At 71.2% G+C, this 2528-nt stretch carries 3 protein-coding genes; 2 read left to right on the top strand and 1 reads right to left on the bottom strand.

What is annotated here, in order from left to right:
* The coding region (locus AC1DY2_RS18550; RefSeq protein WP_476763751.1) for a GTP-binding protein at nucleotides 1–903 on the bottom strand (903 nt) is incomplete at its 3' end.
* Between the two features lie 90 nt (nucleotides 904–993).
* Here AC1DY2_RS18550 and AC1DY2_RS18545 point away from each other — a divergent pair.
* Both AC1DY2_RS18545 and AC1DY2_RS18540 read left to right on the top strand, forming a co-directional pair.
* Entirely contained in the window at nucleotides 994–2208 is a 1215-nt protein-coding gene (locus tag AC1DY2_RS18545) for a sensor histidine kinase (RefSeq protein WP_476763750.1), read from the top strand.
* The coding region (locus tag AC1DY2_RS18540) for a response regulator (RefSeq protein WP_476763749.1) at nucleotides 2205–2528 on the top strand (324 nt) is incomplete at its 3' end. The genes AC1DY2_RS18545 and AC1DY2_RS18540, both read left to right, overlap by 4 nt.

The following is a 2528-nucleotide window of genomic DNA, read 5'->3' as shown; positions in this document are numbered from 1 at the left end:
GCCGGGGAGCGCCTCGGTGGCCGCCTTCGCCGCCGTGGTGACGGTGTCGCCGACCTTCGACTGGCGCACGTCCTTCACGCCGGTGATGAGGTAGCCGACCTCGCCGACGCCGAGCCCCTTCGTGGRCGTGGGCTCGGGCGCGCTCACGCCGATCTCGAGGATCTCGTGAGTCGCCTTCGTCGACATCATCTGGATGCGCTCGCGCGGGTTCAGCTGGCCGTCGACCATGCGCACGTAGGTGACGACGCCGCGGTAGCTGTCGTAGACCGAGTCGAAGATCATGGCGCGCGCAGGGGCAGTCGCGTCGCCGACCGGAGCCGGGATGCGCTCGACGACTCGGTCGAGGAGCTCCTCGACGCCGACCCCGGTCTTGCCCGACACCTTGAGCACGTCGTCGGGCGAGCCGCCGATGAGGTCGGCGAGCTCGCGCGCGTACTTCTCGGGCTCCGCCGCGGGCAGGTCGATCTTGTTCAGCACGGGGATGATCTCGAGGTCGTTCTCGAGGGCGAGGTAGAGGTTCGCGAGCGTCTGCGCCTCGATGCCCTGCGCGGCGTCGACGAGGAGGATCGCGCCCTCGCAGGCGGCGAGCGAGCGGGACACCTCGTAGCTGAAGTCGACGTGGCCGGGCGTGTCGATCATGTTCAGGGCGTACGACGTGTCGCCCACCTGCCAGGGCATGCGCACGGCCTGGCTCTTGATCGTGATGCCGCGCTCGCGCTCGATGTCCATGCGGTCGAGGTACTGGGCGCGCATGTCGCGGTCGGACACGACCCCGGTGATACCGAGCATCCGGTCGGCGAGGGTGGACTTGCCGTGGTCGATGTGGGCGATGATGCAGAAGTTGCGGATCAGCGCGGGGTCGGTGGCAGCAGGCACCGGCGGATTGGCGGCTCGAGGGGACATCCCCACGATTCTCCCATGACTTTCGGTTCGCACTTTCGACGGATGCCGCCGTCGGTGCCCCCGGGCTACGCTGACAGCATCATGACCGTGATGGAAGACACCGACGCGCGCGTCGCGCCGTCCGCGCTTCGGCCGGTCTTCTTCACGCTCCGGCTCGGCCTGCACCTGCTCGTCGTCGGGCTCACGCTCTTCGTCGTCGTGCGCGCGCTGCTCGAGGACGCACCGACCGAGGTGCCGGTCACCATCCTCGCCGTGGCGTTCCTCGCCTGGTACGGCGCCGGCGTCGCCGTCGCGCACCGTCACTTCCCGACGTGGGCCCGCGTGCTGTGGCTCGTCGGCCTCCTGCTCCTGTGGCTGGCGATGTCGTTCCTCACGCCGGATGCCGCGTTCCTCGCGTTCCCCCTCTTCTTCCTCGAGCTGCACGTGCTGGCGACGCCCATCGCCGTGCCGCTCGTCGTCATCACGTTCGGGCTCTCGGTCTGGGGCACGGCGTCCCACCTCGGGTTCGAGGTGGGCACCATCCTCGGGCCGATGATCAGCGCAGGCGTCGCCATCGTCATCGGCTCGGGCTACCGCGCCATGTCGCAGGAGACCCGCGACCGGCAGGCGCTCATCCTCGACCTGCTCGCCACCCGCGAGGAGCTCGCGGCGGCGAGCCGCGAGGCCGGCACGCTCGCCGAGCGCGAGCGCCTCGCCCGCGAGATCCACGACACCGTCGCCCAGGGCCTCTCGAGCATCCAGATGCTGCTCCACGCCGCCGAGCGCGACATCACCGACGAGCCCACGCGCGAGAAGCTGCGGCTCGCGCGCGAGACCGCCGCCGACAACCTCGGCGAGACGCGTCGCTTCATCCGGGAGCTCACTCCCCCGTCGCTCGACGAGCAGACGCTGCCCGCCGCGCTGCGCCGGCTCACCGACGCGATCAACGACCAGGCCGAGCAGTCGGGGTCGTCGACCCGGGTGAGCTTCCGCCTCAGCGGCGACGCGGTGATGCTGCCGATGGCGATCGACGCGACCCTGCTGCGCATCGCCCAGGGTGCGCTCGCCAACGTGTTGCGTCACTCGGGCGCCGATCGCGCGGAGCTCACGCTGAGCTACCTCGGCGACGAGGTCGCGCTCGACGTCGTCGACGACGGGATCGGGTTCGATCCGCGCGCCGCGCAGCGCGAGGAGACGGAGGGGGTCGCCTTCGGCCTGCGCGCCATGCGGCAGCGCGCCGAGCGGCAGGGCGGGTCGATCGAGATCGAGTCGGCTCCGGGCGATGGCACCGCGGTGTCCGTGCGCATCCCGGTGGTGCCCGCATGATCCGGCTCCTGCTGAGCGACGACCACCCCGTCGTGCGGGCCGGCATCCGCGCCCTGCTCGAGTCGGAGGCCGACCTCGAGGTGATCGCCGAGGCGGCGACGGCCGAGGACGCGGTTCGCCTCGCCGCGGCATCCGACGTCGATCTCGTGCTCATGGACCTGCAGTTCCCCGGCGCCATGCAGGGGGCGGAGGCGACGCGCCGCATCCGCTCGCACCATGGCGCCCCGCGCGTGCTCGTGCTCACCAACTACGACACCGACGCCGACATCCTCGGTGCGATCGAGGCCGGCGCGAGCGGCTACCTGCTGAAGGACGCGCCG

This window comes from Agromyces sp. P1_H4, assembly GCF_056405255.1.
Note: the sequence above shows the minus strand (reverse complement) of the source record. Positions and strands in the feature narration are given on the sequence as shown.

Excerpts from the sequence above, each read along its gene's own strand:
- AC1DY2_RS18545 (WP_476763750.1), top strand. The coding sequence starts at position 994 with ATGGAAGACACCGACGCGCGCGTCGCGCCGTCCGCGCTTCGGCCGGTC.